The organism is Methanobacterium formicicum DSM 3637 (assembly GCF_000302455.1).
GTDB lineage: Archaea > Methanobacteriota > Methanobacteria > Methanobacteriales > Methanobacteriaceae > Methanobacterium > Methanobacterium formicicum_A.
Genome location: NZ_AMPO01000004.1, coordinates 190117 through 213874, shown reverse-complemented (window position 1 = coordinate 213874; position 23758 = coordinate 190117). Strand labels below are relative to the sequence as shown.

Annotated in this window: 25 protein-coding genes, 1 tRNA gene and 1 other RNA gene; 19 read left to right on the top strand and 8 right to left on the bottom strand. The window is 39.0% G+C overall.

What is annotated here, in order from left to right; all coding sequences use genetic code 11:
* Positions 1–114 precede the first annotated feature (114 nt).
* From A994_RS06370 to A994_RS06355, 4 genes are all read left to right on the top strand, one after another.
* Positions 115–696, top strand: coding sequence for a TIGR00267 family protein (locus A994_RS06370; RefSeq protein ID WP_004030549.1), 582 nt, complete (start codon positions 115–117; stop codon positions 694–696).
* A gap of 356 nt (positions 697–1052) precedes the next feature.
* Positions 1053–1841, top strand: coding sequence for a diphthine synthase (gene dph5, locus A994_RS06365; RefSeq protein WP_004030548.1), 789 nt, complete (start codon positions 1053–1055; stop codon positions 1839–1841).
* A gap of 52 nt (positions 1842–1893) precedes the next feature.
* Positions 1894–2838, top strand: a complete 945-nt coding sequence (locus tag A994_RS06360) for a DNA adenine methylase (protein WP_004030547.1) — start codon at positions 1894–1896, stop codon at positions 2836–2838.
* A 65-nt stretch (positions 2839–2903) separates the two neighbouring features.
* A complete protein-coding gene (locus tag A994_RS06355) occupies positions 2904–3479 on the top strand; it encodes a DUF1847 domain-containing protein (RefSeq protein ID WP_004030546.1) in 576 nt (191 codons plus the stop codon).
* A 113-nt stretch (positions 3480–3592) separates the two neighbouring features.
* Here A994_RS06355 and A994_RS06350 read toward each other — a convergent pair whose 3' ends face one another.
* Positions 3593–3817: a hypothetical protein gene (locus A994_RS06350; RefSeq protein WP_004030545.1), complete on the bottom strand. Its 225-nt coding sequence runs from the start codon at positions 3815–3817 to the stop codon at positions 3593–3595.
* A 476-nt stretch (positions 3818–4293) separates the two neighbouring features.
* Here A994_RS06350 and A994_RS06345 point away from each other — a divergent pair, with 476 nt between their 5' ends.
* The 5 genes from A994_RS06345 to A994_RS06325 all read left to right on the top strand — a co-directional run bounded on the left by A994_RS06345 (position 4294) and on the right by A994_RS06325 (position 8212).
* Positions 4294–4806 (top strand): PadR family transcriptional regulator, encoded by a 513-nt coding sequence (locus tag A994_RS06345; RefSeq protein ID WP_004030544.1) that lies wholly within the window; start codon positions 4294–4296, stop codon positions 4804–4806.
* Positions 4807–4901: 95 nt separating this feature from the next.
* A complete protein-coding gene (locus tag A994_RS06340; protein ID WP_004030543.1) occupies positions 4902–5147 on the top strand; it encodes a hypothetical protein in 246 nt (81 codons plus the stop codon).
* Between the two features lie 191 nt (positions 5148–5338).
* Positions 5339–6280 (top strand): ABC transporter ATP-binding protein, encoded by a 942-nt coding sequence (locus A994_RS06335; RefSeq protein ID WP_004030542.1) that lies wholly within the window; start codon positions 5339–5341, stop codon positions 6278–6280.
* A gap of 6 nt (positions 6281–6286) precedes the next feature.
* Complete coding sequence (locus tag A994_RS06330; RefSeq protein WP_004030541.1) at positions 6287–7561, top strand: ABC transporter permease; 1275 nt, start codon at positions 6287–6289, stop codon at positions 7559–7561.
* A 72-nt stretch (positions 7562–7633) separates the two neighbouring features.
* Positions 7634–8212, top strand: coding sequence for a class I SAM-dependent methyltransferase (locus tag A994_RS06325; protein ID WP_004030540.1), 579 nt, complete (start codon positions 7634–7636; stop codon positions 8210–8212).
* A gap of 328 nt (positions 8213–8540) precedes the next feature.
* Here the strand turns inward: A994_RS06325 and A994_RS06320 are convergent, their stop codons facing one another.
* On the bottom strand, positions 8541–9269 hold the full coding sequence (locus A994_RS06320; RefSeq protein WP_004030538.1) for a queuine/other tRNA-ribosyltransferase: 729 nt from the start codon (positions 9267–9269) through the stop codon (positions 8541–8543).
* Between the two features lie 300 nt (positions 9270–9569).
* Between A994_RS06320 and hdrC the strand changes: the two genes are divergently transcribed.
* The 7 genes from hdrC (at position 9570) to A994_RS06285 (ending at position 14730) form a co-directional block, all read left to right on the top strand.
* The gene (gene hdrC / locus A994_RS06315; RefSeq protein ID WP_004030537.1) at positions 9570–10487 is read left to right on the top strand and encodes a CoB--CoM heterodisulfide reductase subunit C; all 918 of its coding nucleotides are present in this window, start codon (positions 9570–9572) and stop codon (positions 10485–10487) included.
* Between the two features lie 10 nt (positions 10488–10497).
* Positions 10498–11394 carry a CoB--CoM heterodisulfide reductase subunit B gene (hdrB, locus tag A994_RS06310; RefSeq protein ID WP_004030536.1) on the top strand — a complete coding sequence of 299 codons (897 nt, stop codon included), beginning with the start codon at positions 10498–10500 and terminating at the stop codon, positions 11392–11394.
* 114 nt (positions 11395–11508) lie between these two features.
* Positions 11509–11775: a DUF749 domain-containing protein gene (locus A994_RS06305; protein ID WP_004030535.1), complete on the top strand. Its 267-nt coding sequence runs from the start codon at positions 11509–11511 to the stop codon at positions 11773–11775.
* On the top strand, positions 11772–12317 hold the full coding sequence (locus tag A994_RS06300) for a DUF2096 domain-containing protein (RefSeq protein ID WP_004030534.1): 546 nt from the start codon (positions 11772–11774) through the stop codon (positions 12315–12317). The genes A994_RS06305 and A994_RS06300 overlap by 4 nt, the downstream gene beginning before the upstream one ends.
* 324 nt (positions 12318–12641) lie before the next feature.
* Complete coding sequence (locus A994_RS06295) at positions 12642–13310, top strand: metallophosphoesterase family protein (protein ID WP_004030533.1); 669 nt, start codon at positions 12642–12644, stop codon at positions 13308–13310.
* A 126-nt stretch (positions 13311–13436) separates the two neighbouring features.
* The gene (locus A994_RS06290; protein WP_004030532.1) at positions 13437–14354 is read left to right on the top strand and encodes a 2-phosphoglycerate kinase; all 918 of its coding nucleotides are present in this window, start codon (positions 13437–13439) and stop codon (positions 14352–14354) included.
* Positions 14332–14730 (top strand): CBS domain-containing protein, encoded by a 399-nt coding sequence (locus tag A994_RS06285; RefSeq protein ID WP_004030531.1) that lies wholly within the window; start codon positions 14332–14334, stop codon positions 14728–14730. Before A994_RS06290 ends, A994_RS06285 begins: the two co-directional genes overlap by 23 nt.
* Before the next feature lie 163 nt (positions 14731–14893).
* Here A994_RS06285 and A994_RS06280 read toward each other — a convergent pair whose 3' ends face one another.
* From A994_RS06280 to A994_RS06270, 3 genes are all read right to left on the bottom strand, one after another.
* The gene (locus tag A994_RS06280) at positions 14894–15307 is read right to left on the bottom strand and encodes a hypothetical protein (RefSeq protein WP_004030530.1); all 414 of its coding nucleotides are present in this window, start codon (positions 15305–15307) and stop codon (positions 14894–14896) included.
* 268 nt (positions 15308–15575) lie between these two features.
* Positions 15576–16799 carry an FprA family A-type flavoprotein gene (locus A994_RS06275; RefSeq protein ID WP_004030529.1) on the bottom strand — a complete coding sequence of 408 codons (1224 nt, stop codon included), beginning with the start codon at positions 16797–16799 and terminating at the stop codon, positions 15576–15578.
* A gap of 347 nt (positions 16800–17146) precedes the next feature.
* A complete protein-coding gene (locus tag A994_RS06270; RefSeq protein ID WP_048204104.1) occupies positions 17147–18127 on the bottom strand; it encodes an inorganic phosphate transporter in 981 nt (326 codons plus the stop codon).
* An 83-nt stretch (positions 18128–18210) separates the two neighbouring features.
* Here A994_RS06270 and ffs point away from each other — a divergent pair.
* The 3 genes from ffs (at position 18211) to A994_RS06260 (ending at position 20232) form a co-directional block, all read left to right on the top strand.
* An RNA gene (gene ffs / locus A994_RS13050) (signal recognition particle sRNA) lies at positions 18211–18526 on the top strand.
* A gap of 197 nt (positions 18527–18723) precedes the next feature.
* Positions 18724–18808 (top strand) — tRNA-Ser (locus A994_RS06265).
* Positions 18809–18930: 122 nt separating this feature from the next.
* Positions 18931–20232 (top strand): hemolysin family protein, encoded by a 1302-nt coding sequence (locus tag A994_RS06260; RefSeq protein WP_004030525.1) that lies wholly within the window; start codon positions 18931–18933, stop codon positions 20230–20232.
* 70 nt (positions 20233–20302) lie between these two features.
* On the opposite strand, the gene A994_RS06255 is transcribed toward A994_RS06260, so the two are convergent.
* The 3 genes from A994_RS06255 to A994_RS06245 all read right to left on the bottom strand — a co-directional run bounded on the left by A994_RS06255 (position 20303) and on the right by A994_RS06245 (position 23752).
* Positions 20303–21796 carry a phytoene desaturase family protein gene (locus A994_RS06255; RefSeq protein ID WP_004030524.1) on the bottom strand — a complete coding sequence of 498 codons (1494 nt, stop codon included), beginning with the start codon at positions 21794–21796 and terminating at the stop codon, positions 20303–20305.
* Between the two features lie 111 nt (positions 21797–21907).
* Positions 21908–22759, bottom strand: a complete 852-nt coding sequence (locus A994_RS06250) for a prenyltransferase (RefSeq protein WP_004030522.1) — start codon at positions 22757–22759, stop codon at positions 21908–21910.
* A 141-nt stretch (positions 22760–22900) separates the two neighbouring features.
* The gene (locus A994_RS06245) at positions 22901–23752 is read right to left on the bottom strand and encodes a phytoene/squalene synthase family protein (RefSeq protein ID WP_004030520.1); all 852 of its coding nucleotides are present in this window, start codon (positions 23750–23752) and stop codon (positions 22901–22903) included.
* Positions 23753–23758: the final 6 nt, after the last annotated feature.

Genomic DNA, 23758 nt, shown 5'->3' with positions numbered 1-23758 from the left:
AGGATAAATATATTGAATAAATGATAATATGCTGAACAAAAGATTAAATGAATGATAGATATTTAAAATAGATATTAAAATTAACTAATTTTTCAGATCGGAGATAATGACATTATGAACATCCGCGAATTTATACGAGAATATTTTAAAATGAGCCGTTACGTGGCTCTGGGAACTATGGACGGAATACTGGCAGTTATGGGAGTGACACTGGCTGCCAGTGGTGTGTCCGCCGCCAGTGGAGTAGAACTTTCCAACTTCGCTGTTGGCCTGACTGGTCTTTCCACTGGTGTGGCTCTGGCCATGTCCAATTCATATGGGTCTTTCATTGGTGAAAGGGCTGAAGAGGTTCGTAGTATACGTGACCTGGAGCACCAGATGATGCTGGAAGAGGGTAAACTGGATGACACCCACATTCACCAGCAGGCCAAAAGACGTATTTACATGAGCATGTTCACCCATGGATTCAGCAGCTTCGTTGGCTCATTCGTACCAGTCCTACCATTCCTGCTCCTTTCCACCAGAATAAATGCAATAATAATCACACTGGTGCTCTGCTTCACTGCACTGATCATACTGGGTGTGTACCTGGGGAAAGTATCCCGTGGAAGTCTAACCAGAACCAGCCTGGAAATCGTGCTTATTGGAATTTTAATCAGTGTAGTCTGTTACCTCATTGGTGGTGGGCATGGGTAAAACCATGTCCCGGTCACAGTTACTAAATTAATAATTAAAATAATATTGTGCTATTTTTCCAAACAACCATTGAATTCGTTATTTTGAGCTTAAAAAAGAGAAAATGTTGCAGAAATTATTGTAAATCAACGAAGTGTCTAGCACACTTCAAATTTTAAGAATTAGTTCACGATTCAAACCGGAACATACGTTTCTAACACTCCAAATATTTTTTTGTGAATTACCAGTTTAACAGATTACTGTTTTATTTGGGGTTTTTGGCAGTTTAACCTATAGCAGATTTAACATTTATCTTAACTCCAAAATAAAATTTTATAAACCTTCCATCCCATAATTAGATGTTGAAGGTGAAAAAAATGCTCTACCTGGTTGGATTGGGACTTTACAATGAAAAAGACATATCTTTAAATGGTCTTGAGGCCATTAAATCTGCTGACATTGTTTACGCGGAATTTTACACTGCACGCCTGTTTGGAGGTGATTTAAAATCACTGGAAGCACTGGCTGGAGTAACCATAAATATACTGCGACGTGAAGAAGTGGAAGAAGAGGATTTGCCTATTAAACAGGCAGAAACCAAAAATGTGGTGTTTTTAACCGCGGGTGATCCTTTAATGGCTACCACCCATTCTGATATTCTGATGGAAGCTCGAAAAAAAGGTATTAAAACCAGGGTTATACATGCGTCATCCATACTCTCAGCAGCTCCGGGTATTGCTGGGTTGCAGGCGTATAAGTTCGGTAAGGTTACCACTATACCTAGACCAGAAGAGAATTACTTCCCCCATTCTCCCTATCAAGTTATCGGGGAGAATAAGAAGATGGGATTGCATACCTTGGTACTTCTGGATATTCAGGCTCACCGGGATTATTACATGACTGCCAATGAAGGATTGGAATACTTAATACGCGTTGAAGATGAACGGAAGGAAGGGATTATATCTGAAGACAGTCTGGCAGTGGTTATTGCCAGGGCAGGTTCTCCAGAACCATTGGTTCGCGCAGACCGGGTGAACGCTTTAACTGGAGAAGACTTTGGAGGACCACTCCACTGTATTATAATACCGGGTGATATGCACTTTTTGGAGGCAGAGGGGCTGGTTGTTTTAGCGGATGCACCTGAATCCATTTTGGAAGAAGATTAAATACGATAAATTATTATTTGGGATTTTAAAAAAATTATAAGGATTTAAGAAAATGGCTACAAATCTAATTAAAAATAATTTCAATAATGCCAGACCATTTCTTAAATGGGCGGGGGGCAAAACTCAGCTACTTTTAGAACTTGAAAGAAGGTTCCCTAAGTCAATACGCAAAAGTAGGGTTATCAAACGATATATTGAACCTTTTGTTGGTGGCGGGGCCATGTTCTTTTACCTTAAAAATCATTACCTGGTCAAGGAATCCATTCTTATGGATGTGAATCCGGAGTTAATCATGGCTTACAGGGTGATTCAACAGGATGTGGATAAACTCATTACCATACTAGCAGATATGGAAACTGAACATCTTCAAAAGGGCGAAAATGCCAGAAAAGAGAATTTTTACAGTATTCGGGCAGACTACAATCAACAACTGGAGTTGGTGGATTATTTAGATTATGGGACTGGATGGATCCAGAGAACTGCTTCCTTGATTTTCCTGAACAAGACATGTTTTAATGGCCTTTTTCGCCTGAACAGTAAGGGTGAGTTCAATGTACCCTTCGGTAGGTACAAAAATCCTAACATCTGTGATGAAGCAAACCTGCATGCGGTTCACCAGGCTCTAGAAAAAACAGAGATACTATGCGCAGACTTCACCCATGCTCAGCACTTCATTAAAAAGGACACATTAGTCTACATGGACCCACCATACCGGCCTTTAAACAGCACTTCTCACTTCACCAGCTACTCCGGAGAAAGGTTCTGTGACCATGACCAGGAAAAATTGGCCAGATTTTATCAGAAAATGGATTTAAAAGGTGCATTCCTTGTTTTAAGTAATAGTGACCCCAAAAACCATGATTTGGAAGATAATTTCTTTGATGAACTCTACAGAAAATATGCAATAGATAGAGTACCGGCTAAACGTAATATAAATTCTAATACGTCCAGTCGAGGTGAAATAAACGAGCTAATCATCAGGAATTTTAATGATTAACGTTTTGAAGTAAAATTAAACAGTAATAAAGATGTATTGTTGATAATATTATTGGAGGGAATAATTTGAAATGTGCTTCCTGCACTAAAAAAGATTGTTTTAACGGTAAAGACTGCCTGGAAATGAGGGACAAAACCAAAGAACTTTACGTAGATGATGAAATCAATTTACTCAAAGCATCTTCAGCTATTGAAGCCAGATACTACATGGAAAAAACCCGTATTCAGGAAGTAATTCTTTTTTCAAAGGAAATGGGTTATGAAAAGATTGGAATGGCATTCTGTGTTGGTTTAGAACAGGAAGCTCGCCAGATTCATGATCTGTTTCGAAAACATTTCCAGGTGCACTCAGTTTGTTGTAAAGTATGTGGGATTGATAAATCCGATTTCCAGCTGGAACAGATTGATGAAAACGGTTATGAAGCCATGTGCAACCCTCTAGGCCAAGCAACAATCCTCAATGAAAAAAATACATATCTCAACATCATAATCGGTCTGTGCATTGGTCATGACATTCTCTTCACAGAACATTCAGAGGCACCAGTAACCACTCTAGTTGTGAAGGATAGAGTACTTGCCCATAACCCCTTAGGGGCAGTTTATTCTAACTACTATCAAAATAAACTTAAAAATGGGATATAAATCAAATTAAGATGAAAAAAACTGTTAAATTTCATGAATTCAATTCTTAAATTTGGTTTATTCACTTATTTTTTCTATATTGGATTATTTGATATTGGGTGTATTATTTAAGTTCAATCATTTTCTTTAGAAGTTTTTTCCATTTTATCGGTGAATTCGCATTTTTCCACATTTTGAAGGGGAATTAGTACGATTTTCTTCCCAGTATCCTGTGATCCATAAATTACTTCAATCAGGCCTCTTTTTTCATGGATTTCTATAGATTCAACTCCAAACTCTCCCCTGCGAAAGTTGTGCACACTTTCATTGATCATACTCACTTCAATACGGTCAATCATTTTTCCCCCTCTTTATAATTTTTTAACTCTATTTACCTTGTTAAATTATCTTTCAATCTATTCTTTCAATTATTGTACTATTTTTTTTATATCAGATTTTATTATCTTCCTTAAAATAAATCAATTTTTTGTTTTAATTCATGTTCTGATCACAGTTTTGACTATTTAAATTGATTATATGGGGGCATATATTCCAAAAACGTGCAATCAACGATTTTGAAAGAATAAAAATGATTTTAATATACTAAAATTTTAAATTAGGATATATTTTAAATTTATTTTTTCCATCTGCTTAATTATAACCATTCAATATTTCCGTTATATTCTACCAGAAACTATAAATACTCAAATCAACTATGTTAAAAGTAACCTATGTTATAAATAACCTATGTTAAATTTATCACATGTTAAGTTTAACATTATTATTAATTGAATATTTGAATTAAATTGGAGTGAATTAAGAACGTGGTGATTCAATGGTAAACACAGAACTCATTATTTTAGGAATGATATCTTTCCAGCCGAGCCATGGGTACCTGCTTAAAAAAAATGTAAGCGATTACTTTGGAAACCCCTATTTCAAACTGAATAATAACGTACTCTATTCTACACTGACCAAACTGGAAAAAAACGGATTCATCATTGGAAAAGAAATGCCCCGTGAGAAAATCAATAAGAAAGTATACCACATCACAGAGGAGGGAAAAAAACACTTAATCGACATGGTGTCTGAACCTGCAAAACCAGAGATAGATGATTTCAGTTTTAAAGTACAGGCTGTATTTTTAGACTTGATCCCCCAGGAGAGTAGAATAAAAGTTGTCAAACCATTACATGATGCTAAACTAAAATTGTATCATGACGCTCTGGAAAAGAAGAAAAAACATGGTTCAAACATGCTCCCGGTTTCATATACGGTTCTTGAATATGGTATCAAAGAATTGGAGAATTCAATTGAGTTTTATGAAAAATTGATGAATATGGAATAAACTGGAAATTTGTGAATTACTTTAAACTTGAATTAACAGGCAAGATGATCAAATGGTAAATTAAGTGAAATAATCAAAAAGGAGAGCAATAAAGGATGAATTTAAAAAGTGAGGGATGTCTGTTAGCGTATTATTCGTGTGAGGGGGATAACATTGTCAGTGGGAAAATTGTGAACCTGCCAATCTGCAACCCAGAAGTAACAGCGAAGATGATTCAAGAAATTACAGATATCCATGTTTCCAGTAATGGTGCAGAAAATTCTTATCCTGTAGACTGCACTGAAATCACCAATGGTTATATGAATGAATTATTCTTATTCCTAAAGTTTAACCAAGAATAAGTAAAAATTGAGAACAAATAATTATTAATTTAAAAAAATGAGAAATTTATAGTGGCGTATTATTTGTTTTTAGTGAAACAATGTCAATAAAAGGATTCAAAGGTGCTAAACATGTTTAAATGGGAATTTATGGGGATAGGGAGACCCAACTGTCAAAGTTTTCATGATTGTTGTAAGGAGGATTTTTAAATATGAATGATGTCATTATTGAGGCCAGGGATGTCACCAGAGACTTCGGTGATTTCAGGGCAGTGGATAAACTCAATCTAAAAATAAGAAAAGGAGAAGTTTTTGGTTTTTTAGGCCCTAACGGTGCAGGAAAAACCACTTCCATTAGCATAATGGTAGGATTACTACTTCCCACCAGTGGACAGGTCCTTATCAATGGTGAAGAAGTTGATAAGGTGAAAAAAGGCACAATCGGCATATGTCCCCAAGAACTGGTGCTTTGGGACTTTTTAACCTGTAAAGAAAGTCTCATGCTCATGGGGGAAATGTACGATGTTCCCAGGGATGAACTGGAAAAAAGGGTAGAAAAACTCTTAAAAGACCTTTTTCTCACGGATAAGGCAGATACCGTTGTAACCAAATTATCAGGTGGTATGAAACGTCGCTTAAACCTGGCCATGGCAGTGGTTCACCAACCAGAAATCGTCCTGCTGGATGAACCTTCTGAAGGTCTGGACCCCCAGTCCCGCCGTGTGCTATGGAATTACATACGCAATCTCCGGGATGATGAGGGTAAAACCGTTATATTAACCACCCACCTCATGGATGAAGCTGACCGCCTGTCGGATCGAATAGCCATCATTGACCATGGTAAACTTCTGAAACTGGACACACCCACCAACCTTAAAAAAGAGATAGGGGAGGGAGACGTGGTGGAAATGAAACTTTCTCATCCTGAAAAGAACCAGGAAGTTACCACCCTGCTTTCGGTGATGGAAGATGTGCACTCTGCAGTGGAGGTTGATGGCTCGCTCAATGTAAGGGCCATGGATGCAGTGGGTAAACTTCCTAAAATAATTGATGCAGTTGAAAAGGCAGGATGTCATGTTCTGGATCTGTCGGTCCGTCAGAATACTCTGGAAGACGTTTTTATAGATTTAACTGGAACCGGACTGAGGGAGTAAGATAAAATGAGGTTTATAAGCATAGCTAAAAAAGATTTAAAAGAACTTATCAGGGACCGCAGAGGCCTGATGATGATACTACTCTTTCCAATGTTTTTCATGCTGGTCTTCGGCTTTGCCTTTGGAGGAATGGGACAGGAAAACGAACCCCACAACATAGCAGTGGTTAACTACGATACCGGTGCAACCATGCCTGGCACTGGGGAACAGGTGAACTTCGCAAACAACCTGACCCGTGTATTACAGGACTCCAAGTATCAGAACAGTGATGTTTATCTATTTAACGTCACCCAGACCACAGAAGCTGATGCTAATAAAAAACTAAAAAATAGAGATGTTGATGCCGAACTCATCATACCACCCAACTATTCCCAGTCAGAGGTGGCCTTCATCACCAGCACCATACAGCAGCAGACAGCCCTTGGCACGGTAAGTGCACCCCCGGCCAACCAGACCTCCACTATCATCATACGTGGTGACACCAGCTACATTGGATTTGGAGTCTCACAGGGAATATTAACCGGGGTTATGGGTCAGTATCAGGATAAAATGGCCACCCAAACACAGAAGGCAGTGCTTGGAACATCAGGAGTTGATGTCAACAGTTATATTCAGAGCAAGGTAGAAGGCCTTCCAGGAACCGGTGCATTCACTAACTTTGACTTCCTGGCACCGGGAATGATCGTATTTGCCATACTGCTTTTAACCAACACTGTCGCCACAGGCCTAACCAGGGAAGTGGATAAAGGAACTCTCACCAGACTTAAACTCTCTAAAATGACTTCTTTCGATCTTTTATTTGGAGGTATGCTCCCCTGGTCCCTTATTGCTGCAGCACAAGTGATCATCCTCCTGGCAGTGGCCATACTAATTGGTTTTAATTGGCAGGGAGGTCTAAACTCCATTATACTGGCAGTGATAGTGGGAATAATTGGGGGAATTGCTTCCATATCCCTGGGAATGATCATAGCAGCCTTTGCCCGTAACGACAAGCAAGCATCCAGCCTGGGAACACTCATAAGTGTGCCGTTATCCTTCATGGTTGGAGCATTTTTCCAACTACCTCAAATGACCATTGCCAGTTTAGGAGGACAGTCCATCCAGTTATATGATCTACTACCCTGGACTCACGTGCTCAATGCCCTAAGATCCACCCTCACCTATGGTGGAGGATGGGGTGACATTTCATATCAGGTGGTATGGGCAGTCCTGTTAACCATAATCATATTCATAATTGGTCTGGTGCTCTTTTCAAAAAACAGGTTAAGGGCTGAAAACTAAATAATAGTTTACTAAAATATTAACATGTTGAAAAAGACTTGCCAAAAAATGTAATTGAAGGAGTATGGTCAAATGGCAGATGGAAAACAGGAACATAGACATCATGGAAAATCTACCCGGGACATACTTGATCCTAAAAAGATACTAGGTGTTCTGGAATTAAAGGAGGGTCAAACATTTATGGATGCCGGTTGTGGGGATGGTTACATCTCCATTGCTGCTTCTGGATTGGTTAAAGAGTCAGGAAAGATATACTCTGTGGATGCGTATCAACCCAGTTTAGATGGACTCAACCAGGAGGCTAAAGAACTCCAAATCAATAATTTAAAGACAGTGCTTGCAGATATGACCATTGCCGTGCCACTGGAAGATAACCTGATTGACGTGTGTGTCATGGCCAATGTACTGCATGGGTTTACCAGTGAAGATACACTTAAAACTGTTTTAACTGAAATTAGAAGAGTCCTGAAACCAGGGGGCACATTTGCAGTGGTTGAGTTCATCAAAGCTGATGGACCACCCGGACCATCCTATGATGTTCGTTTAACTCCGGAAGATGTGGAGAAAATCCTGGAAGAACATGGATTCACCATAGGTGGAACCGCGGAAGTTGGTAAATACCATTATCTGGTGAAATCATTTAAGAAGTGAGTTTTTAAGAAAAATCTCAAAAATTGTTTTTAGGCCTTTTTAGGCCATTCTTTATTATTTTATAAAATAACTTAAGTGGTTACTCCATTTTATTCATTGATTCCTAGTTTTATTTATAATAAAAACTAATTTAGAGTTTGATGTGGGAAATTACTAAAATTAAAGGATTTTTGTAGTATAAATATTCATTTGATTGATAAGTGGATTGAATCAGAAAAAAATAGTGGTTTTTAATTTAAAACTCAATCTGTGAGATACCCTTTTTTAGAATTTTTTAAAAATTTATAAAAAGAAGTTTTTTCCCATAAATTTGGTGGGGCACGTTTTATCAGTACAGTTGAGTGTAACCATCCAAAAAATCCCCATAATCTCGATCTAAAATCCTTAAAGCAGACATTGCCTCGGGAGAAGAACAGCATCGCTCTTCCACCAAATTACGTAGGGTACCGTTTTGTATATGGGCCCTCACCTCTCTCAACACAAAGTCCAGAGAGTCTCGGTTGTATTTTTTCAATTCTTCTGGAGTAAAATCGTATATGGGATATTGCTGAAGGTCATAATTACCGTGAGGGGTGGTCATCACCCCTATCTTGGCATAAAAATCTGCACTGGAATCTCCAAATAAATCTACGCCCAGATAGACCAGTAAAGGAATGAAATTTAACTCTGCAAATGGGAAAAATAGTGCTGAATTGGGGCTCATATTCTCCCGTAGACTGGTGATTATCTTTAGAAGATCCTGTGGTTTTCTTAGAAGATCATCCGTGTTTGCCACCAGAAATAGCCGATAACCCAGTTCTTCCAGTGCACTGGCACATTCCAGGCGAAGATCCGGATATTTAGCTCCATGAAGCACTGCTATCTGGTCAACATCACCTTTTTGTGCATTTTCTATGGTGTTTTCAACAGACCATTTGGCCATTTCTCGAGGTACATCATAAGGCATGGGTTCATCTGGAACCACGGACTCCTGAGTGATTTGTAAAATGTTTGGAGTTTTTGTGGCCTGGTATTTGCCCTGTCTTGCCGGTCCGTCGTGAGATTTTATTTCTAACATGCGATCAGTGTTTTTTAATGATTTTTAATGAATTAAGCTTATTTTTAATTGGATAAATTATCAATCAGTCTATTCAATTACTAATATCATTATGCTTATTTAATTTTAGTACAGTTATCACATTTACTTATATTCCTGAACTGGTAACAAAATTTTCTACAAACCTATAAAAGACTGTAACCTAAAAGGTTACACTAACCTAATTTTTAGCAACCTTTATATAGCTCTATATCCAAGACTTTTAACTGGAAATCACATGGTTTTCCAAGAGAACCGTAGGATGACCGGGGTGTGAATATAATGAGCTTTTTAGATCGCTTAAAAAACGTATTTAGTGGCGGAGAAGAGCCAGAAAAGAAGGATCAAGCAGCAAAATCAGAGACTGAAAAGCCCCCGGTTGAAAAAGAAACAGTAACACAAGACACAGTCAAAGAAGAACCAAAAACAGAGACTCCAGTTGATGCGAAGCCGGCAGAAATTCCGGCTGAAGAAAAACCAGTAACTGAGGAAAAAACCTCAAAAACAGAAACTGAAAAAAAACCAGAACCAGCAAAAGAATCAAAATCTGATACAGAGATTAAAGAAGAAGTTAAACCGGAAATGGCTGAAGCTGAAGAACCAGTGAAAGCAAAAGAACCTAAAAAAGAAAGGAGTGAAAGCATGACTTTACTGCAAACTGATGAAAACTTAATAACTCGTGCAGATGTGGATGAAGATTTCAAACAATCAATCATGGATGCTGGCGCAGAATCAGTGGCCGTATGTTTCCAGTGCGGTACCTGTACTGGTGCCTGCCCATCAGGAAGGAGAACCCCTTACCGAATAAGAGGAGTAGTCCGAAGGGCCGTAATGGGATTGAAAGAAGATGTAATATCCGATGATTCCATCTGGATGTGTACCACCTGTTACGAATGTCAGGAAAGATGCCCACGAGGAATCAAAATCGTGGATATCGTGAAGATCATACGAAACCAGGCAGCAGCAGCCGGATACATGGCCCCTGCACACAAAATGACTGGATTATTCGTTACCAAAACAGGCCACGGTGTGCCAATCAACGACGCTACCATGGCACTGAGAAAAAGTGTGGGTCTAGATGAACTACCACCAACCACCCACCAGTTCCCAGAAGCACTGGAAGAAGTACAAACAATAATCAAAGCCACAGGTTTCGATAACCTCATAGGCTACAACTGGGAAACCGGAGAACTAGAATAAGGTGATAAAAATGGCATTCGCATATTTCTTAGGATGTATAATGAACAACAGGTACCCTGGAATTGAAAAAGCAACCAGGATCATGTTTGACAATCTGGACATCGAATTACAGGACATGGAAGGAGCATCATGCTGCCCAGCACCAGGAGTATTTGGATCATTCGACCGAACCACCTGGGCTGCCATAGCCGCAAGGAACATAACCATTGCTGAAGAACAGGGTAACGACATCTTGACCGAGTGTAACGGATGTTTCGGATCACTATTCGAAACCAACCACATGCTCCACGAAGATGAAGAAATGAAGGAAAAGATCAATGGAGTCCTAGCAGAAGCTGGCCGTGAATACAAAGGTGAAGTTAACGTTAGACACTTCGCTGAAATTCTTTACAACGATGTAGGGCTGGACAAACTCTCTGAAGCAGTTACCAACCCATTAAACCTCAACGTTGCAGTACACTACGGTTGCCACTTCCTCAAACCAAGCGCAGAAATTGACATTGACGACCCAATCCAACCAACCATCCTTGATGAACTGGTGGAAGTAACCGGAGCAAAATCCGTACCATACAAAGACAAAATGATGTGCTGCGGAGCAGGTGGAGGTCTACGTTCCCGTGACCTTGACGTGACCCTATCATTCACCCGTGAAAAACTCCAGAACATGAAAGAAGCAGGAGTAGACGCAATAGTTAACGTTTGCCCATTCTGCCACTTACAGTTCGATGTGGGACAGACCGAAGTAAACAAAGCCTACGGTGACAACTGGGACATCCCTGTTTTCCACCTGGCACAGCTCTACGGACTGGCAATGGGAGTCAGCAAAGAAGACCTAACAGTCGATGCTCACCAGATCAGCACTGACCCTGCCCTTGCAAAACTGGATGAAATTACCGGTGGAGAATAATCCTATTCTCCCTTAATTATTTTTTTACCCACAAGTTTTTTATTTTTAAAAGTACTAATTAAATACTAATTTTAACTTAAACTAACAGAATAAAAAAATATAAGAGGTGTTCTTTTGTTCGTAGCTACTCTAGCCGGAGTATTTAAATTCGCGGAATTACCGGAAAAATACGGTCCATTTGTACAGTACAAAGCATCAATAGAAAATAAAACAATTGAATCTACTGATAACATAGCCATCCTTGATATTAGTGGTACTGAAAGCGTGCATGTATTGTTTTTAGACTCCTATAAAAGTTTAAAAGAGATCGATGAGGAGCTTAAGGCAGCTGATGCCCAACTCAACCATAGTTCTAAAAATGTTCTGGAAGGTTACTTATGAGCGAATTGCCAGCAGAACAGACCTGGCTGGTGCTGGTTGACCTTCTTACTGATCTTAAAAAGAAAGAAAAAGAGATCCCCAAGGAAATTACCAAAAACATCCAGATGGCCAAAACCACCATTAACTTCTACAAGGTGGATCCCACTGACCCTGAAAGACAGGTAGCAGTAAAACGAATCAATGAATTTTTAACTTCAATTCAGAATTTTTTAATGGGTCTGGCTGAAGAAGTAAGTCCAGAATATGCAGATAAATGGATGGATAAACTCCTAAGAGCTTCCAGGGGAGAAGTAGTTTATCCCCAGAAAAAAACTGATTCCAAATTCGTGGTAGGAGCACCCTCTGGTTTTTCAATGGTTCGAATGAACTTCAAGACTCCCCTCTCTGAAGATAGGGTTCAGGAAATCGCAGAATATGAAAATGTCATCATTGAATTCGAGGAAGATACCCTGATAGTAATCTACGGAGACAAAGAAAACATTAAAAAAAGCCTTCAGGAACTTTCATCATTCTTCAAAGAACAGATAATTGAAATGGAATAACATAGAAGTTTAAATGTATTCAGGGATTAAATTCCAGTTTTCAGGATATTGGTTGATTCATATTATATATTGGTCTGATTAAATATGCATATTGGATAAATATCGGTGAATGAAGTTTAAAACTGGATTTAATAAAAAAAGTTTATAAATTGATAATCAATGGATTTTTTAAATAATGTCATTAATGGAATCTTAGATTCGTATCAAAAACTTTTAGTATCAAAACTTTCATATGTATCAAACTCATTTTTAGTACTAAAAACTTCAATTTAGTATGGATTTGAATTTTCAAGATTTAATTATAGAACGTTAAGGAGGAGAACTATGAAAATCATTGCTATAACTGATCTCCATGGTAATATAAAGCCTATCATTACCTATCTTAAAGATAACAAAGTGGACCTGATAATCATAGCTGGTGACATTACCAATTTCGGTCCTCCCAAGCTGGGCGAGGATCTGTTAAATGAAATCAGTTCATTTGGAGTACCAGTACTGGCAATACCAGGTAACTGTGATCCAGAGTCCATACATGTTAACATAGATCAATCACAGGCCATAAATATCCACGCTCGCAACATGGTAATTAAGAACATAGGAATATGCGGTTTTGGGGGTTCTAATCCCACACCATTTGACACTCCCCTTGAATTTGAGGAAATTCAAATCTATGACGAAGCAAAAAAAGCCATTAATGGGATTGAAAATGAGGAAATAACTCTTTTTATTACTCATGCTCCGCCTTATGGTACTAAAGCTGATCTTTTACCTTCAGGGGCACATGTGGGAAGTAAAAGCCTGCGTAAAGTAATTGAAGAAATGCAACCCACACTAAATATTTGCGGTCACATACACGAAGCACGTGGCACTGATAAGATTGGTAAAACCACCATTGTAAATCCTGGAGAATTATCACATGGCTATGCATGTTTAATCCAAATTTCTGATTCTCCTGAAGATAAAGAAGTAGAAACAGAATTAATACAACTTTAAAGTTAATCATAGCTCTTTCATATTTCTGGGATAAAAAATCCATAAAGAAAAGGATTTAAATGATGTTGACAAATAATATTTTGATTTTTATATCTTGCAATGCCCCATTTTTGAGGTGAGGTTACTATGATAATGGTTGAAGGAGAAGTAAGCGGGAAAAAATACAGGGAACCATTTTCTAAGGGAGTTTTAGCCAGATCCCTAACCCGTGCTGAGATGGATCCCAACAAAGCCTACACTTTCTCTTCCCAGATAGAAGCTCAGCTCAAAAAAGAGGGTGTGAAATTAATCAAACTGGACGACCTGGTGAATGTCGTCCGCCAGAGGCTGAAAGAGGAAGACAGTGAAATAGCTGTCCAGTATGGTCTTTGGAAAAGGATAAGGAAATGTCAGGACCCTTTAGTTATTCTCATAGGAGGTTCATCAGGAGTGGGAACTTCTTCCATAGCATTTGAGGTGGCCAACAGGTTGGGAATTCGTAACATGATCAGCACGGACATGATACGAGAAGTAATGCGTAAAATCGCATCCAAAGATCTTTTACCCACCATCTATGAATCCAGTTACACTGCCTACCGTTCCCTCAGAATACCACCACCACCTGAATTGGATGAAGTGTTAATAGGTTTCAGGGACCATGTTGACACGGTGAGTGTGGGTGTGGAGGCAGTTATTGAACGATCCATAACCGAGGGCATCAGTATTGTTATTGAAGGAGTTCACATCGTACCTGGATTCATCAGGGAAGACCTGGTTTCCAGGGATAATGTACACATGTTCATTTTAACCCTGGAAGATGAAGAAGTGCATAAGGGTCGCTTTTATTCAAGATGCCGGCAGCAATGGGCAAGAAGGCCTCTTGAAAGGTACATGAATTATTTTGGGGCAATTAGAAGGACTCATAAATACTTTGAGAGTCAGGCCAACAAATATCATGTTCCAGTGATAGAAAACATTGATATCACCACCACCATTGAATCGATTATTGAAGATATTACCAAAACCTATGGAAGTGAAGACTATGTTACCGAATCTAAAGGTTAAGGATGTAATGAGCCAGAAAGTTATTACAGTCCCTCCTACTGAAGATGTTGTATTTGCATTTGAAAAACTGATGAAACATAAAATAAGTTCACTACCAGTAGTGGATGAGGATGAAAAACTGGTGGGAATTGTTACTGCCACTGATCTTGGTCATAACCTGATACTGGATAAGTATGAGTTAGGAACCACAGTGGAAGAAGTTATGGTTAATCAGGTGATATATGTCCATCCTGAAGATGATCTAACCACAGCAGTGCGTAAAATGCATGAATACGGTTCTGATGATGGTATAATCAATCAGCTGGTGGTTCTGGATAACCATGAACTGGTTGGTATTGTTTCAGATGGAGACATAATAGGTTCCATTGAACTGTAAAACCAGAATATTTAATCACTTTTTAAAAAAATGGGGGAAGGTTATTTTCTAATTTTTTCTTAAATAGGAAATGATTCCTAAAGAAAAAAAGAGAATAACTTTATCTATTGAAAATATCTTTATTCTATTCTATTCATCCTTGTTCTGTCCATTTTTGTTTGTTTCAGTTCTGAGGAGTTACCCTTGGTTTGAATGAGTCACATAAACTGGGAAACTTCTTGGTTAATTCCATTTCCAGTTTTTCAATGATTTCTTCTTCTATTTCTGGACTTTTTTCCACAGAAACTGAGAAAGAATCTGCACTGAGGGAGACGTTAATGTTTTCTTCCCCAATATTAAACTCCATGGGAATGGATTTACCTGCATCCAGTGTTTGGACCATATCTTTCATGATATCGTCACTTATCTTGAGCAGTTTATTCCCTGATGGAGTGTAGGTTTCATTTTCAGTTTCTATTCTCTTTATCTTGAATGGAGCACAGCCTTCAGTCCGGGCAGCCTTTCGGTTAGTCCAGAAGATGCTTACCATCACTTTCCTTTCATTGTCCAGTCCACTTTCAAAATTCACGGATTTCATGATTAACCCCCTTTTTTATCCATAAAAGTTATTTTACTAATAAAATGCATTAACTCTCAAAGTCATCAACTCCCTGAAATTCATAACTTCTTAAATAAATTAACTTCTTGAATGATAGCCCCCCCTAATGAATTAACTCCTTGAAATTCATAACTTCTTAAATGAATTAACTCCTTGAATATAGTTCCCTAATGAACTAACTCCCTGAAATAAATTCACTCCGTAGAATGGATCAACGCCCATTTAAATGAAGGATCAGATGGATCCCTCACATTTTCTTGATCTTCTGGGCCATTTCCTGACCTATGTGGTAGCAGTGATCAAGCTGGTCACTGTTGGGTACGTAGTTAACCTCATATTTGTCCTGAACTTCAAACCCACATTTAGTAAGTGTCTCACCCACTTTATCCACAGCTTTACCACTCCATCCCTTGGAGCCGAAGGTAACTGCCAATCGTTTAAATCCGGTTCGCTGGAAGCTCAATCCTTCCAGGTAGTAGAGCAAATCTCCTGCACTCGGGTAGGGTCCATTGAATAATGTTGGAATCCCCAGAAGCAGTGCTTTACTATCCAGGATATCGTTAACCATTTCGCTGCGTTCATCGGTGTGCATGAAGTACATGATCACATCCACCCCTTCACTCATGAGACCTTCGGCCAGGGCATGGGCCATCATACGGGTGGAGTAATGCATGGTATCGTAGATGATGGTAGCTTTATCCCGGCACTTGCCAGTGGCCCAGTTGTTGTAGGCCGTGATGATCTTGGCAGGATCAGTCCATATCTGCCCGTGAGAAGGTGCAATCATCTTGATCTTATCCAGCAATCCCAGCTCCTTAACCTCTTCCAGCTTGCGCACCACCAGCATGGAGGCTGGTGTCACCAGGTTAGCGTAGAATTTCTGGGCAGCATTCATCAGCACGAATTCGGGTATCTGGTGGTCATATCTTTCTCTGAAGCAGAGGTGCTGGCCAAAGGCGTCATTGGAAAACAGGATACCCTCATCCAGGAGAAGGGTGAACATGCTGTCTGGCCAGTGAAGCATTTTGGCATCCAGGAAGGCTAATGTCCGACCACCCACTTCCAGGGTGTCCCCGGTTTTTACTGCCTTAAAATCAGCACCTTCCAATCCTGGGTAGTGCTGTTTCAGGCCGTTGATTGCCACCTGACTGCAGTATATGGGGGCATCAGGGAAGCGTTTGTGAATCTCACCTAAAGCCCCGCTGTGGTCCTTTTCAATATGATTCTGGATGATAACGTCTACCTTTACTTCTCGGTTTTCCTGGGCAAATGCATCCTCTATTCGACCCCATAACTGTGCTGAAGAACCAGGGTAGGTGTTATCTATTACCGCCACCTCATTATCTCCAAATACTAAAAAAGCATTGTATGTAGTTCCTTTGAGAGTGTAACCGTGGTAGTCCCGAATATCCCAGTCCATCACACCAATCCAGTACACTCCTTCTGCAATCTTAACCGCATCTGCTTTCATTATTTCCCTCCTAAACAAATATAGAAATTCGTGATCTATAACTTATTAATAATTAGCAAATTGTATCATATATTTTTTATTCTAAAGAGTTCCTACTTTTATTCTATAAGCGGTACTTTCTCTAATTTTAAACAGATTAACTTATTTTTATTCAAACAGTCTCCTCTTTTTTTTATTCTAAACACTTTACAGATTCATTAACCGTTCTAAAAGTCATGAATCCCTTAAAAAGAGATTTGTGTAAAATTTAGTGAAAATTAATATTCATTTATTGTAAAAATAAATCACCATAAAAAAATATTGGTAAAAAATAATTATTCATGTTTTAAATCTTGAATTTTTATTCCCTACAAAATAAGGCTCACTATAAAGTACAATGAGATTGAAATGGCAATACAGGCGGGAATGGTTACAATCCAGGTGGTGGCAATGTTTTTTATAACATCCAGCCTAATGGTCCTGGAACCCCTGGCCAGTCCCACCCCAATAACAGTTCCTACCAGGGTTTGAGTGGGAGATACAGGCATTCCCAGAATTGCAAAGATGAAAACAACTGATGCCGCGGATATTTGTGCTGCAAAACCCCTTGAAGGGATTAAATCAGTTATTCTCCTCCCTACAGTGTCGGTGATCCTACCCCCTGCTACCAGGATCCCAACGACTATTGCCAGGGCCCCAATTATCTTAATATCAAAACCCGCACTGGTCCCGAATGTATAATAAAGCACTCCTGTGGCTACTGCAATGTCAATTGCCCCAACATTCAGTGCTGCAAAGGCAGAGCTGCCAATCTGGAGGTAGGAGAAAATTTTCTCCAGACGGCCCTTAACTGCAATATCCTTAACTTTATCTAAGAATGTATTTTTAAGAAGATAATAAAGTATAAACCCGATTGCTAACCCTATTAGTGGTGATAACACCCAGCTGGCCAGTATAAGTCCCAGAACATTGAGATTCATGCTGCTGATACCAACACTCACCAGGCCGTAACCAAAAACAGCACTGATAATGGCATCTGAGCCGGATATGGGTATTTTTTTAATGATGGTTATGGTTATCCACAGTGCAGCTGCCAGGGTGATTATGAATGCTCCGGTGGCAGGTAGGGTGTCTGCACTGATTATTCCACTACCCACAGTTTTTATCACATTATTTCCCAGATACATTGCCCCTATAAATTCAAAAATAGCACCCAGTATCAGGGCTTTTCGCATGGTAAGGGATCCACTGCCTACTGCAGTTCCCACTGAGTTTCCAATGTCGTTGGCGGCAATGTTAAAAGCCATGTAGATGCTGATAACCACGCCGATTATTAGAATCCAGTCCATGTGATTATTATGATGAGTGATAGTTGAAATATTTTGACTGGATTTGTTAACCGTAACCTTAAAATACCATCACCACCAACATTAACTGGGCTAGACTGGAGGGTCAGGGGTCCTCTGTAAGCGCACATCCCCTATATGGTGCGGTCGAAGTTCAAGGGGCGGCAGTTTAACTGGGTGTTGGCCCAGTATTTCAACGTCGAAACCTCGTCCCGCAGGATCAGTGGTGGCAGAGCCTCGGCTGGAGGGCCGGGGCGAACTGTCTTAACTTTGGGAACGGGTCAGGTCTGGAAAGAAGCAGCTCTACCTTAGACAGCTGATGCTTGTGGAGTAGCGGGGTGGAGTTGGAATTCTGGATCACCAGCATTCACGAGAGCTGTCCACCCTTGAACATGCCCATTAAACTTATAGAATGAGTTTCATCAAACATGTTGGGTACCCAAGTAGTTAATCGGGTATTTGAAATTATTTAACCTGGTATTAAAATTAGTTTAAAAATTTTTGATGAGGTTTGCCTTTTAAGTACTAGCTTAAAACTTTAAATAGTAGATTAGACAATGTTTTGTTACCTACTTTTTTAATTAAATACATAAATCAATGCAGGGGTGGCCCAGCCTGGTACGGCGTGGGACTGCTAATCCCATGATCCTTTGGATCACGCGGGTTCAAATCCCGTCCCCTGCGCTTTAATCATTATACCAACATATCTTTGTCAATTTAAAAGTAATTGTTATACAATTTATATCAATAATTATAAAATAAATTACATCAGAAGAATCAAATTCTTGAAAATGTTGGGATAAGAAATGGATTTAATATATCTTGAAATTTTAACTATTCTGTTTTTAATATTCTTAAACGGTATTTTTGCCCTTTCTGAAATAGCAATAATCACATCCCGTAAGATAAAATTGCAAAAGATGAGTCAAGATGGAAATAAAAATGCAGACATCGCCATAGAACTTTTAGAGTCACCTAATCAATTTTTATCCACTATACAAATTGGAATAACTCTTATAGGTATTTTAGCCGGTGCATTTGGTGGTGCTACTATTGCACTAACCATTTCCACCAAACTGGAAGGCATAGCTCTGCTACAACCATACAGTGAAGCCCTTGGATTTTTAATAGTGGTTTTGATCATCACCTACCTGTCCCTGATAATTGGGGAATTGGTTCCTAAGAGGATCGCCCTTAATAATCCTGAACGTATAGCCGTCAAAATTGCCCGGCCTATGAAATACATTTCCAGAATCACCTCCCCTCTCGTGGCTTTACTAAGCATATCCATGGATTTAGTCCTGAAAATTCTTCAGATAAAAGAGTCTAATAAAGAAAAAGCTTCTGAGGAGGAAATTAAGCTTTTAATGGAGGAGGGTACTCAAACTGGTGAGTTTGAGAAGGCAGAAGAAGACATAATAAAAAGAGTGTTCATGTTGGATGACAGAAGGGCCAGTTCACTTATGACTCCCAAAACAGGGATAACCTGGCTTGATGTGGATGAACCCCCGGAAGATATCCGGAAAAAAATAGTCGAAAGTAAAAGGGCAATGTTTCCGGTGGGGAAGAAGTCACTGGATAATTTTTTAGGGGTAATACAGTTAAAGGATCTTTTTGAGGTGGAAATTGGAGAAGGGAGTGTTCTTAAAGAATACATAAAAAGCCCCATCATTGTTCCGGAAAGTTCTGATGTTCTGGAGATTCTCAACTTGTTTAAGGAATCCAAAGAAAACGTTCATATGGCAATTGTAGTTGATGAGTACGGAAGCATAGAAGGATTGATTACTCTTAACGATATATTAGAAGCGATTGTTGGGGAAATTCCAGCCATTGATGAGCCAGATGAACCAAAAGCAGTTCAAAGAACGGATGGAAGCTGGTTAATTGACGGGGCAATATCTATAGAAGAATTCAAGAGCATATTAAACGTTGAAAATTTACCTGGTGAAGAGATGGGAGTTTACATAACATTAGGTGGGTTCATCTTGGATTATTTAGGTAAAATACCCGATACTGGAGAATCATTCCAGTCTGGGAATCTTAATTTTGAAATAGTAGATATGGATGGCCACCATATTGATAAGGTTTTGGTTTCCAAAGCAAACTAACTTCATTTGATTTAATGTGAATATCCCTCTCCTTTCATTATTCCTATCTATATCAACTCCTTATCTTTTTTTAATTCCTATCTTTCATTAAATCCCTTCTTTTCATGATGTCCTGAACTATTATCTGAGATGATACCATAACCATAGGAACACCTATACCTGGATGGGTATACTGTCCCGAATAGTAAAGATTTTCAGCCTTTTTACTCAAGTGGGCTGGTCTCCAAAGGGCAGTTTGTCTTAAAGTATGGGTTAAACCAAATGCAGTTCCTTTATATGCATTGTACCTTTCTTTAAAATCATTGATTGCGAATAATTTCTTAACCTGAACATGGTCCCGGATATTAAGTTTGATCTTACTTTCCAGGTCATCCAGGATATGGTTATATAGGGTTTCCCTCAATTCAGGGGTATCCACCATTCCAGGGGCCAGTGGTATTAACAAGTAGAGGGTATCCGAACCCGGGGGAGCTGCACTTTCATCAGTCTTGGATGGCACGTTAACATAATACGAGGGGTCTTCTGGCCATTCTGCTTTTTCAGGGTCAAAAATATAGTCAAAACCTGTTTCCCAGTCCTTGTTCAAAAACAAGTTGTGATGGATTAATTTACCCACCTTTATATCCACACCCAGATAAACCACCATTGCCGATGGAGAAATAGTCCTCTTTTCCCAGTACTTTTGACTGTAAGTCTGATGGTCCGGGGTGAGAAGATCCAGCTCAGAATGAGGATAATCAGCGGTGACTATAACTAAATCCGGTGCATACGAACCTTCACTGGTCACCACTTTTTTCACCAGTTTATCTTGTATTTCAAGTTTCTCCACTGGTTCATCAAATCTAAAAACGGCACCGTAGGATTGGGCAAGTTCATATAATGTTTTTACTACTTTCCTCATACCTCCCTGAGGATACCAGACACCCATGGTCAGATCCGCATGGCTTACCAAGTGATAAAATGAGGGGGTGTTCTGGGGAGCACCTCCTAGGAATCCAATGGCGTACTTTAAGATCTTCCGGGCCTGATCACTCTCAAATTGTTGGTTAATATAATCCTCCAGATTCTCCCATAAATGAAGCTTTAATGATTTCAGGAGCAGTTTACCACTCAGAAGATCCAAAATTGAATTGTAATCCTTATAGAGCATTTCCTTAATGGAAAACTCGTACAATTCACGGGAAGACTTCAGATATTCCTTTAATTTCTCCCCACCACCGGGTTCGAAGCTTTCAAAGAGTTGATAATTTTTTTCCGGGTTTGCAGATAGATCATAAACCGCCTCATCGTAGCTGAATATACGATATGATGGATCCAGTTTTTTCAGTAAGAAGAAATCCTCGGCTTTTTGATCAAACTCACTGTAAAAATTTTCATAGACATCAGGCATGAGATACCAGGAGGGCCCCATGTCAAAGAAAAAACCTTTTTCAGAGTAAACACTGGACCTTCCACCTGGTGATTCATTTTTCTCCAGAACTGTAACCTGAAACCCATTCTTGGCTAGCAGAGCTGCGGATGAAATGCCTCCGAAGCCAGCACCAACAATTATTACATTCTTCATATAAAACCCCCTTTGCGGAATTTTAATTCCTATTGTTTGCACGATTCATTTTCATTCATTTGCATGCTTAAATACAACTTTTTTTCAGAAATCAACATTTTGTAAGGTTATTTAAATGAATACGAGCTTGTAAACCACCAGTGACGTGAATAATAAACCTCCCAGTGCAGTGTTAACGTAGGGGAGGTACCAGTAAAGATCATCAATACTCCAATCCTTTTTAATCAGGAGTAACAGTGGAAATAATGGATAAAGAAATACTAAAAAGCTGAGAGGGAAAAAATCTGTTAGGTAAATAACTATTAATGATAAACCCATCCAGAAAACCAGACACAACCAAAGGGCAGAATTAGCCCCTATGAACACAGGGGTGGTGTTTATTCCTGCTTTCCGATCGTATTTTATGTCAGGGATAGCTGAAAATATGTGCATGGCTGATATATGGAGAAAAGCCCCGAACATATAAATTAGGGGGGGAATAGTGTTTGATGCCAAGTAATATGCGAATATTCCCGGCATGATGTAAAGATAATTGGAAACAAAATCTAAAAATGGTTTATCTTTAAAACGAAGTGGTTTTGCACTGTAAAAGTAGGATAAGAACAGGAAACCAGTGAATATGATTCTCTCTACATTATCCTGGAAAATCATTAGAATTAAACTGAAACCAGTTACCAATATAATAACATTTAAAAGCTTTTTACGTTCTATAACCGATACTCTATGTTCTTTTTCATCTTTTTTAGGGTTTAACTTATCAGTATCTTCATCCCAGTAATCGTTAACTCCATAAATAAAAATGTTAGCTGGGAAAAAGAAATAAAAAAGATAGAGATAATATTCTGGTCGAAGAAAATCTCCAAAAACACTAAAACCCAGGGCGTAACCTACAACATATGTTCCACCAGTATAGATCCAGAAACGGAACCTAGATATTTTAAAAATAAATGTTAAGATGTTCATAAGGCATCTAGGTCCATTGTATTTATTTTCCAGATGATTAGGATTTTTTATGATTAGGATTTTTCAGATGATTAGGATTTATTTCCCAGATCATTGGAATTCATGATTTTTAATTAAATCCAGATATCCCATTAACTCACTTTAATTTAAACTGAGTTTTATGGAGTTTGTGAAAATATTGGATACAATTTTAGGTGCAGATGGTTTGACCTTTCTCTGGTAAACCACAAAGGGATCTATCTCTATCTGCCTGGCGGTCCATTTGTACATATCTGAAGCAGTTTTAATGGGGATCAGGTAACGATATGGAATGTAATGGAAACCACTCTCTGCTGTTTTCTGCCATGATTTATAGATTTCTAACTGTTTATGCATAAATCCTCTAAATTCCTCAGGGTTACTTTTGGTCTGTTTTTCATCCAAACTGGTAAGATTGAACTCTTCCAGGTCATTCTGGGGGAAATATGTTCTTCCCAGTTTTATGTCTTCAGCAATATCCCTTATGAAGTTAATGTACTGCATGGCACGGCCCAGGTGACGGGCAGCAGGGAAAGATTCTTCAGGTAAATCCATTATCCTGGCCATGAAAAGTCCCACAACTTCTGATGAACCATATAAATAGGTTAAAAGTTCATTCATATCTGGGTAAGTTGATCTGGTGATGTCCATGGCCATGGATGCAAGGAATGCGTCAATCCATTTATCTTCAAAGTTTTTACGCCGGGCAAGGTCCGCAAATGAATCTGTAATTATGTTTCCAGTCTTTATACCCTCTTTGGCCTGGTAATAAAGTTCACGGAACTGGTAGAAACCCTCACTATCCTGGGGAACCTGGTCCACATAGTCATCGGCCTTTCTTAAGAAGCTGTAAAGGATGAAAACGTCACGTTTCACCTTTTTAGGGAAAAAAATAGTACTATAGTAATAGGTTTTACTACCTTTTTTGAATATGGAGTAGATAGTCTTATTAATCCTATTAGTTTGGCTTGTCATGTATTT

Coding starts and splice junctions, on each gene's coding strand:
- A994_RS06370 (WP_004030549.1), top strand. CDS start 115: ATGAACATCCGCGAATTTATACGAGAATATTTTAAAATGAGCCGTTAC.
- dph5 (WP_004030548.1), top strand. CDS start 1,053: ATGCTCTACCTGGTTGGATTGGGACTTTACAATGAAAAAGACATATCT.
- A994_RS06360 (WP_004030547.1), top strand. CDS start 1,894: ATGGCTACAAATCTAATTAAAAATAATTTCAATAATGCCAGACCATTT.
- A994_RS06350 (WP_004030545.1), bottom strand. CDS start 3,817: ATGATTGACCGTATTGAAGTGAGTATGATCAATGAAAGTGTGCACAAC.
- A994_RS06345 (WP_004030544.1), top strand. CDS start 4,294: ATGGTAAACACAGAACTCATTATTTTAGGAATGATATCTTTCCAGCCG.
- A994_RS06340 (WP_004030543.1), top strand. CDS start 4,902: ATGAATTTAAAAAGTGAGGGATGTCTGTTAGCGTATTATTCGTGTGAG.
- A994_RS06335 (WP_004030542.1), top strand. CDS start 5,339: ATGAATGATGTCATTATTGAGGCCAGGGATGTCACCAGAGACTTCGGT.
- A994_RS06330 (WP_004030541.1), top strand. CDS start 6,287: ATGAGGTTTATAAGCATAGCTAAAAAAGATTTAAAAGAACTTATCAGG.
- A994_RS06325 (WP_004030540.1), top strand. CDS start 7,634: ATGGCAGATGGAAAACAGGAACATAGACATCATGGAAAATCTACCCGG.
- A994_RS06320 (WP_004030538.1), bottom strand. CDS start 9,269: ATGTTAGAAATAAAATCTCACGACGGACCGGCAAGACAGGGCAAATAC.
- hdrC (WP_004030537.1), top strand. CDS start 9,570: ATGAGCTTTTTAGATCGCTTAAAAAACGTATTTAGTGGCGGAGAAGAG.
- hdrB (WP_004030536.1), top strand. CDS start 10,498: ATGGCATTCGCATATTTCTTAGGATGTATAATGAACAACAGGTACCCT.
- A994_RS06300 (WP_004030534.1), top strand. CDS start 11,772: ATGAGCGAATTGCCAGCAGAACAGACCTGGCTGGTGCTGGTTGACCTT.
- A994_RS06295 (WP_004030533.1), top strand. CDS start 12,642: ATGAAAATCATTGCTATAACTGATCTCCATGGTAATATAAAGCCTATC.
- A994_RS06290 (WP_004030532.1), top strand. CDS start 13,437: ATGATAATGGTTGAAGGAGAAGTAAGCGGGAAAAAATACAGGGAACCA.
- A994_RS06285 (WP_004030531.1), top strand. CDS start 14,332: ATGTTACCGAATCTAAAGGTTAAGGATGTAATGAGCCAGAAAGTTATT.
- A994_RS06280 (WP_004030530.1), bottom strand. CDS start 15,307: ATGAAATCCGTGAATTTTGAAAGTGGACTGGACAATGAAAGGAAAGTG.
- A994_RS06275 (WP_004030529.1), bottom strand. CDS start 16,799: ATGAAAGCAGATGCGGTTAAGATTGCAGAAGGAGTGTACTGGATTGGT.
- A994_RS06270 (WP_048204104.1), bottom strand. CDS start 18,127: ATGGACTGGATTCTAATAATCGGCGTGGTTATCAGCATCTACATGGCT.
- A994_RS06260 (WP_004030525.1), top strand. CDS start 18,931: ATGGATTTAATATATCTTGAAATTTTAACTATTCTGTTTTTAATATTC.
- A994_RS06255 (WP_004030524.1), bottom strand. CDS start 21,796: ATGAAGAATGTAATAATTGTTGGTGCTGGCTTCGGAGGCATTTCATCC.
- A994_RS06250 (WP_004030522.1), bottom strand. CDS start 22,759: ATGAACATCTTAACATTTATTTTTAAAATATCTAGGTTCCGTTTCTGG.
- A994_RS06245 (WP_004030520.1), bottom strand. CDS start 23,752: ATGACAAGCCAAACTAATAGGATTAATAAGACTATCTACTCCATATTC.